Below are 7511 nucleotides of genomic sequence, written 5' to 3'. Positions count from 1 at the left end.
AGGTCACCTCCCTGGACGTGGCTTTCGACAAGCAGGCTGTGGCCAGCATCCCGATGGACGGCTTCACCAAGGCCTACCGCAACCTCGGCACGTCCTGCGGCTTCCCGACCAAGGACGTCGCGCCGTAACATCGACGGCCGTGAATGCGCCGCTTGTCGTCGGCATAGAGGCAATGCCGCCGGATTTTCGGGCCGGGACCACGGCACTCGCAATTTTGCGCGCGCCTCGCTATCTCTGAGGCTCAGCAGGCCGTCAAAGACGGAATTGCTTCAATCCGCGCCGGAAAGGCTCTAAGCCTTTCGCTTCACCAGATTCGCTAACCCAAGGCTTTCCATGCGTTGTCCCTATTGCCAGTCCGAAGATACGCAGGTGAAGGATTCACGTCCCGCCGAGGACGGCGCGGCCATCCGCCGCCGGCGCGTCTGTCCCGATTGCGGCGGCCGCTTCACCACCTTCGAGCGCGTGCAATTGCGTGACCTCGTCGTGGTCAAGAAATCGGGTCGCAAAGTGCCCTTCGATCGCGACAAGCTGCTGCGCTCGGTGGAAATCGCGGTGCGCAAGCGCAATGTCGATCCCGAGCGTATCGACCGCGCTGTGACCGGCATCGTGCGCCAACTGGAAAGTTCAGGCGAGACGGAAATCGCCTCCGGTGAAGTCGGCCGGCTGGTCATGGAGGCGCTGAAGTCGCTCGACGATGTCGCCTATGTCCGCTTCGCCTCCGTCTACCGCAATTTCCGCGAGGCCAAGGACTTTCATGAACTGCTGGGCGAACTGAAGGTCGACGACAAGAGCGAAGAGGACGCCGGCTGAGCATGGCAGCACCACAGCGCAGCGAGGCCGAGCAAGCGGCCCTGGATCGCCGTTTCATGGCCGCGGCCTTGCGGTTGTCGCGCAGGAACGCGGGCAGGACCTCCACCAACCCGTCTGTAGGCACGCTGATCGTGCGGGACGACGGCAACGGCCCGATGATCGTCGGCACGGGTGTGACCGCCGTTGGCGGCCGGCCTCACGCCGAGACCGAGGCGCTTGCCGAGGCTGGTGAACTCGCCCGAGGCGCCACCGCCTATGTCACGCTGGAACCCTGCGCGCATCACGGCCGCACACCCCCCTGTGCCAATGCGCTGGTCAATGCCGGCATTGCCCGGGTGGTGGGTGCCGCAAGCGACCCCGACCCGCGCGTCTCCGGCAAGGGTTACGCCATCCTGCGCGCCGCCGGCATCGAGGTGGTCGAAAAGGTGTTGGCGGCCGAAGCCGCCGAGCAGATGGCCGGCTACCTCATTCGCTCGCTGAGGAAGCGGCCTGAAGTGATTCTGAAGCTTGCGCTTTCCAGCGACGGCAAGATCGGCAGGCAAGGCGCCGGCCAGGTCGCGATAACAGGCGATATCGCGCGCCGCGAAGTTTATCTGATGCGGGCCGAGGCCGATGCCATCCTGGTTGGCATCGGCACGGCATTGGAGGATGATCCGGCCCTGACCGTGCGTCTGCCGGGGCTGGAGAACCGTTCGCCGGCCCGCATCGTGCTCGACCGGCAGATCAGGCTGCCGGAGAGTTCGAAACTGGTCTCGGGCGTCGATCGCGTGCCGTTGTATCTCGCCGCGTGTCTTGAGGCCGACCCGCAGCGCCGGGCTGTTCTTGATCGCACTGGCGTGCGCTTCATCGGCACGGAAACGCACGAAGGCGGCGTGGCGCTGCCGGAACTTCTCGATGATCTTGCCGCGCTCGGCATGGCAAGCGTGCTGGTCGAAGGCGGCGCCAAGGTGGCGAGCGCCTTCCTGGCCGATGGGCTGGTCGACCGCATCGTGCTGTTCCAGGGGCCGGAAGCGATCGGCGAGGGCGGCATTGCATCGCCGATCGATGCCGACCATATCCCCGAGGGGTTCCGCAAGCTGCGCGAGATGCGTTTCGGCGAAGACGGTTACGCCGAATGGATCAGGGATTTTTAGGGATAGCGATCGATGTTCACCGGAATTGTCACCGATATCGGCACCGTCGCCGCCGTCAAGCCGCTGAGCGAAGGTGTCGGCCTGCGCATCGACACCGCCTATGATCCCGAAACGATCGCCATCGGCGCCTCGATCTCTTGCGGTGGCGTCTGCCTGACGGTCACGGCCTTGCCCGATAGCGGTTCGAACGCACGCTGGTTCGAGGTCGAAGCCTGGGAGGAGGCCTTGCGGCTGACCACGGCCGCGGGCTGGAAATCAGGCACGCGCATCAATCTGGAGCGGGCGCTCAAGATCGGCGACGAACTCGGCGGCCATATCGTTTCGGGCCATGTCGACGGCACCGCCGAGATCGTCGAGCGCAAGGACGAGGGCGACGCCGTGCGCTTCACGCTGGAAGCGCCGCGCCATCTGGCGAAATTCATAGCGCCGAAAGGCTCTGTCGCACTCGACGGCACCTCGCTCACAGTCAACAAGGTGGAGGGGACCCGCTTCGACGTGCTTCTGATCCACCACTCGCTGACCGTCACCACCTGGGGCGAGCGCAAGGCCGGCGACCGCGTCAACCTCGAGATCGATACCATGGCCCGCTACGCCGCGCGCCTGGCGGAGGCGGCGAAGGAGGGGCTTTGAAAGCCTGCTGTCGCGCTGTCCGCAGACGTTCGTCCAGCGCCTCCACCAATCTTCCGCTTGCGGTCAACGGCGCTTCGGCCTAAGTCACCGGCAACCCCCCGGAGACTTTTATGGCAGGCACATCCCAACACGGCAAAGCGTTCATTCGTCCGAAGGCGAAGGCGCATCTGCTTATTGTCGAGGCGCGCTTTCATGACGACCTCGCCGACGCGCTGCTCGATGGCGCGACCGGCGCGCTGGACGAAGCCGGCGCCACCTATGACGTGGTGACGGTTCCCGGCTCGCTCGAGATTCCCGCCGTGATCACCTTCGCGCTGGACGGCGCGGCGGAAGGCGGCACGCATTACGATGGCTTCGTCGCGCTCGGCACCATCATCCGCGGTGACACCTACCATTTCGATATCGTCGCCAATGAATCGAGCCGCGCGCTCATGGACCTTTCGGTGCAGGATTCCGTCTGCATCGGCAACGGCATCCTTACCACCGAGAACGATGCGCAGGCGTGGACGCGGGCCAGGCGCTCGGAGGGCGACAAGGGCGGCTTTGCCGCGCGCGCGGCGCTGACCATGATCGCGCTCAAAGAGAAATTCGGAGCCCAATCGTGAGCGATCCCGCCCCGACCGGTGCCGTGCGCCACGCCAACAAGCGAGGTGCAGCCCGTCTGGCCGCCGTGCAGGCGCTTTACCAGATGGATGTCGCGGGCAGCGGCGTCTTCGAGATCACGGCCGAATACGAGGCGTTCCGGCTCGGCAAGGAAGTCGACGGCGCGCTCTACCGCGAGGCGGACGCCCAATGGTTCCGAGCCATCCTGACCGGCGTGGTCGAGGATCAGAAGACCATAGATCCGATCATCCGCCAGGCGCTGACAGACGACTGGCCGCTGTCGCGGCTCGACTCGACACTGCGCGCCATCCTGCGCGCCGGCGTCTACGAGTTGATGAAGCGCGAAGACGTTCCGGTGGCCGTGATCGTCTCGGAATATGTCGACATCGCCAAGGCTTTCTACGAGGAAGACGAGCCCAAGCTGGTCAATGCCGTGCTCGACCGCGTGTCGCGCCGCGTGCGCGGCGAGGGGCGCGGCAAGGACGCATCGTGACCGCTATCGCCATCGAGGCAGGTAGAGAGGCGAAGCGGACCGCGCTGATCCTTGCCGTCTCGCAGGCGATCGTCGGATCGGCGGCGCCCATTGCTATCTCCATGGGCGCGCTGGCCGGGCAATACCTGCTTGGCGCGGACAAGTCGCTGGCCACCGCTCCGATCACCGGTTACAATCTCGGCGTGGCGCTGGGGGCTCTACCGGCCGCCGCTATCATCCGCCGGCTGGGTCAGCGCGGCGGCTTCATGACCGGAACCGTTGTCACCGCGCTTGGTGGTTTGAGCGCCACGCTCGCGTTGTTCCACGGCAGTTTCTGGGTATTTGCCCTCTCGCTCTTGGTGCTCGGTATCGGCGGCGCTTTCGTCCAGCAGTTTCGCTTCGCCGCCGCCGACAATGCACCGCCGGAATTCAAGGCGCGCGCCATCTCTTTCGTGCTGGCCGGCGGCATCGTCACTGCCATCCTTGGGCCGCAGATCGTCATCTTCACCCGCGAACTGTTCGCGCCGGTGATGTTCGCCGGATCGTTCGCCGCCATCCTGCCGCTGGCCGCGGTCGGCGCCGTCATCCTGTCGTTCCTGCGCCTGCCGGCAAAGGCTGCCAATAAGGTTGACGTTGCCGATGGGGACACGAGACCCCTGTCGGAAATCGTCACCAGGCCGCGCTTCGTCGCCGCGCTGTTCTGTGCTGTCGGCAGCTATGCGCTGATGAGCTTCGTCATGACCGGCGCGCCGCTCGCCATGGTCGGCTGCGGCCTGTCGGAGGACAATGCCACGCTCGGCATTTCATGGCATGTCATGGCCATGTTCGGGCCCAGTTTCTTCACCGGCTCGCTGATCCACCGTTTCGGCGCGGAGCGCATCGTGGCCACCGGCCTCGTGTTGCTTATCGGTTGCGGCGCCGTCGCCTTGTCGGGCCTGGCGTTGTGGCAGTTCTGGACCTCGCTGATCCTGCTCGGCCTTGGCTGGAATTTCGGCTTCATCGGCGCCACCGCGATGGTGGCGGCCAGCTATCGGCCATCGGAAAAAGGCAAGGTGCAGGGTTTTCACGACTTCGTCCTGTTCGGTTCCGTCGCTTGCGCCTCGTTGCTGTCGGGCGTGGTCTACAACGCCTGGGGCTGGGAAATGCTGAACTGGATGATCTTTCCGGTCACCGTGCTGTGCTTCGTCGCACTCGGCGCGCTCAAGGTGACCGGTTCGCGCAAAGCAGAAGCCTGATCCAGCAACGGCCGGCCTGACAAGATGCTGTCAGGATTGCTTCGGCTGGACTTGCTTTCTCCAAACAAAATTATTGCGCCTGTGCCTATTGTTATGAAACCGTGTACCCCGACGGGGCGTTGAAGCCATGCTCATATGCGGCCGCCGCATTCCGGTTCATAGCAAGGGATTCTCACAATGTTTTCAATCAAGGGTCTGGCTGGCGCGGCGCTCGCGCTCGGCATCACGGTTGCATCGGCCAACGCTCAGGTGGTTGTCTCCTCGAAGATCGACACCGAGGGCGGCGTGCTTGGCAACATCATCCAGCTCGTCCTCAACGCCAACAACATCAAGACCTCGGACCGTATCCAGCTTGGTGGCACGCCGGTGGTGCGCAAGGCGATCACCGCAGGCGAGATCGACATCTATCCGGAGTACACCGGCAACGCAGCCTTCTTCTTCGAGAAGGCCGACGATCCCGTCTGGAAGGATGCCGCTAAGGCCTACGAGACGGCCAAGAAGCTCGACTACGACGCCAACAAGATCGTCTGGCTGTCGCCGGCGCCGGCCAACAACACCTGGGCGATCGCGCTGCGTAAGGAAGTCGCCGAAACCAACAAGCTCGTCACGCTTTCCGACTTCGGCAAATATGTCGCCGGCGGCGGCCAGGTGGTGCTGGCGGCCTCTGCCGAGTTCGTCAATTCGGCTGCCGCTCTTCCGGCTTTCCAGACCACCTACGGCTTCAAGCTGAAGCCCGAGCAGCTGATCACGCTTTCGGGTGGCGACACGGCAGCGACCATCGCCGCCGCCGCCAACCAGACCAGCGGCGCCAATGCCGCCATGGTTTACGGCACGGATGGCGGCATCGCGCCTTCGGGCCTCGTGGTGCTCGACGACGACAAGGGCGTGCAGCCGGTCTACCAGCCGGCGCCGATCATCCGCGAATCCGTGCTCAAGGAACATCCCGAGATCGAAACGCTGCTGAAGCCGGTCTTCGCCAAACTCGACCTCGTCACGTTGCAGGAGCTCAACGGCCGCGTTCAGGTCGGCGGCGAGCCGGTGAAAGCCGTCGCCGAGGACTTTTTGAAGAAGAACGGATTTTTGAAGTAGCTGCGCGTCGATAAGTGACGTCGGTGCGAGGCGCCCCTCTCTGTCCTGCCGGACATCTCCCCCTCAAGGGGGGAGATTGGCGGTTGGCGCGCGCGGCGTCTTTTTCCAGCCCGCGTAATTGGCGAAAGCCGTCGCGACATCCGATCTCCCCCCTTGAGGGGGAGATGTCCGGCAGGACAGAGGGGGGCGCCTCGCGCACACGCGCATCATGACCATCCGTTTCGACAAGCTCGGCGTGGTCATTGCAGCGATAGCGGCCTACGCCGTGTTCCTCGCTCCCTTTGCCACGTTCCGCGCCAACCGCATCGTTCCCGGCCAGGCGCGATCCATTCTCGAAGCGCTGCCGGCAACGACCGGGCCGTTGCTGCTCGCCATCCTTGTCGCGGCAGCGCTCGTCGCATTGTTCAGGACGCCGCTTGCTCTGCGCCTGGCCGCCAGCGTGGTGGCTCTCGTGGCGCTGGCGCTCCTGATCGGCGCCGCCGGCACATTCCTCACGCCGGCCGGCAATACCTTCGCCAGAGTGTCGCCGGCCTCCGGCTTCTGGATACTCATCTTCGCCTTCACGCTTTTGCTGGCGGACGTTCTGACACGCCTGAACCTGTCACCATGGGCCCGGATCGGCGTACTGGCGGCAGCAGCCGTTGCCATCGGCCTGCTGCTCATGTCGGGAAGCTGGAACGATCTCTCCATCCTCAAGGAATACACCAACCGCGCCGACAGTTTCTGGGCCGAAGCCTCCAAACACGTGACGCTGGCGCTTGGCTCCCTGCTTGCCGCCGTCATCGTTGGCCTGCCACTCGGCATCCTTTGCCATCGCGTGGAAAGCCTGCGGGCCGGCGTGCTCAACGTCCTGAACATCATCCAGACCATTCCCTCGATCGCGCTGTTCGGTCTGCTGATCGCGCCGCTCGGCTGGGTCGCCATCCATGTGCCGGGAGCCGCCGCGCTCGGCATCAGGGGCATCGGTACCGCGCCGGCTTTCGTCGCCCTGTTCCTCTATTCCCTGCTGCCTGTCGTGGCCAATACGGTGGTTGGTCTTGCCGGCGTGCCGCGCGCGGCCAATGATGCGGCGCGCGGCATGGGCATGACCGACCGCCAGCGGCTGTTCGGTATCGAGTTTCCGCTGGCCTTTCCGGTCATCCTCACCGGCATCCGCATCGTTCTCGTGCAGAACATTGGCCTGGCGACGATCGCCGCGCTCATCGGCGGTGGCGGCTTTGGCGTCTTCGTCTTCCAGGGTGTCGGCCAGACGGCCATGGATCTGGTGCTGCTTGGCGCGCTGCCGACGGTCGCACTGGCTTTCGCGGCGGCCATCATCCTCGACGCGGTGATCGAGTTGACCGCCACCAAGCGCAGGGTTGAAACGGCATGATCGAGATCGAAGGCATCACCAAGCGCTACGATGCGACCACGGTGGTCGACAATGTGTCGATGGTCATCGAACCGCGCACGATTGCCGTTATTGTCGGCACGTCGGGGTCCGGCAAGACGACACTTCTGCGCATGATCAACCGGCTGGTCGAGCCGACCGCGGGCATC

Annotated in this window: 9 protein-coding genes; all 9 read left to right on the top strand. The window is 64.7% G+C overall.

Annotated elements, in window-relative coordinates; all coding sequences use genetic code 11:
• Window positions 1-333 precede the first annotated feature (333 nt).
• On the top strand, window positions 334-810 hold the full coding sequence (nrdR, locus tag J0I79_RS01885) for a transcriptional regulator NrdR (protein WP_292854941.1): 477 nt from the start codon (window positions 334-336) through the stop codon (window positions 808-810).
• 2 nt (window positions 811-812) lie between these two features.
• Window positions 813-1943, top strand: a complete 1131-nt coding sequence (ribD, locus tag J0I79_RS01880) for a bifunctional diaminohydroxyphosphoribosylaminopyrimidine deaminase/5-amino-6-(5-phosphoribosylamino)uracil reductase RibD (RefSeq protein WP_292854939.1) — start codon at window positions 813-815, stop codon at window positions 1941-1943.
• Between the two features lie 12 nt (window positions 1944-1955).
• Window positions 1956-2573 carry a riboflavin synthase gene (locus J0I79_RS01875; RefSeq protein ID WP_292854937.1) on the top strand — a complete coding sequence of 206 codons (618 nt, stop codon included), beginning with the start codon at window positions 1956-1958 and terminating at the stop codon, window positions 2571-2573.
• A gap of 110 nt (window positions 2574-2683) precedes the next feature.
• The gene (ribH, locus tag J0I79_RS01870; protein WP_292854935.1) at window positions 2684-3178 is read left to right on the top strand and encodes a 6,7-dimethyl-8-ribityllumazine synthase; all 495 of its coding nucleotides are present in this window, start codon (window positions 2684-2686) and stop codon (window positions 3176-3178) included.
• Window positions 3175-3669 (top strand): transcription antitermination factor NusB, encoded by a 495-nt coding sequence (gene nusB / locus J0I79_RS01865; protein WP_292854934.1) that lies wholly within the window; start codon window positions 3175-3177, stop codon window positions 3667-3669. The genes ribH and nusB overlap by 4 nt, the downstream gene beginning before the upstream one ends.
• Window positions 3666-4883, top strand: a complete 1218-nt coding sequence (locus J0I79_RS01860) for an MFS transporter (RefSeq protein ID WP_292854932.1) — start codon at window positions 3666-3668, stop codon at window positions 4881-4883. The genes nusB and J0I79_RS01860 overlap by 4 nt, the downstream gene beginning before the upstream one ends.
• 177 nt (window positions 4884-5060) lie before the next feature.
• Entirely contained in the window at window positions 5061-5972 is a 912-nt protein-coding gene (locus J0I79_RS01855; RefSeq protein WP_292854930.1) for an ABC transporter substrate-binding protein, read from the top strand.
• Window positions 5973-6180: 208 nt separating this feature from the next.
• Window positions 6181-7344, top strand: coding sequence for an ABC transporter permease (locus J0I79_RS01850; protein WP_292854929.1), 1164 nt, complete (start codon window positions 6181-6183; stop codon window positions 7342-7344).
• Window positions 7341-7511 (top strand): ATP-binding cassette domain-containing protein (locus tag J0I79_RS01845; RefSeq protein ID WP_292854943.1); only part of this gene is annotated, 171 nt, incomplete at its 3' end. The genes J0I79_RS01850 and J0I79_RS01845, both read left to right, overlap by 4 nt.

This window comes from Mesorhizobium sp. (genome assembly GCF_017306585.1).
Classification (GTDB): domain Bacteria; phylum Pseudomonadota; class Alphaproteobacteria; order Rhizobiales; family Rhizobiaceae; genus Mesorhizobium.
This window is presented reverse-complemented; position numbering and strand designations above follow the sequence as displayed.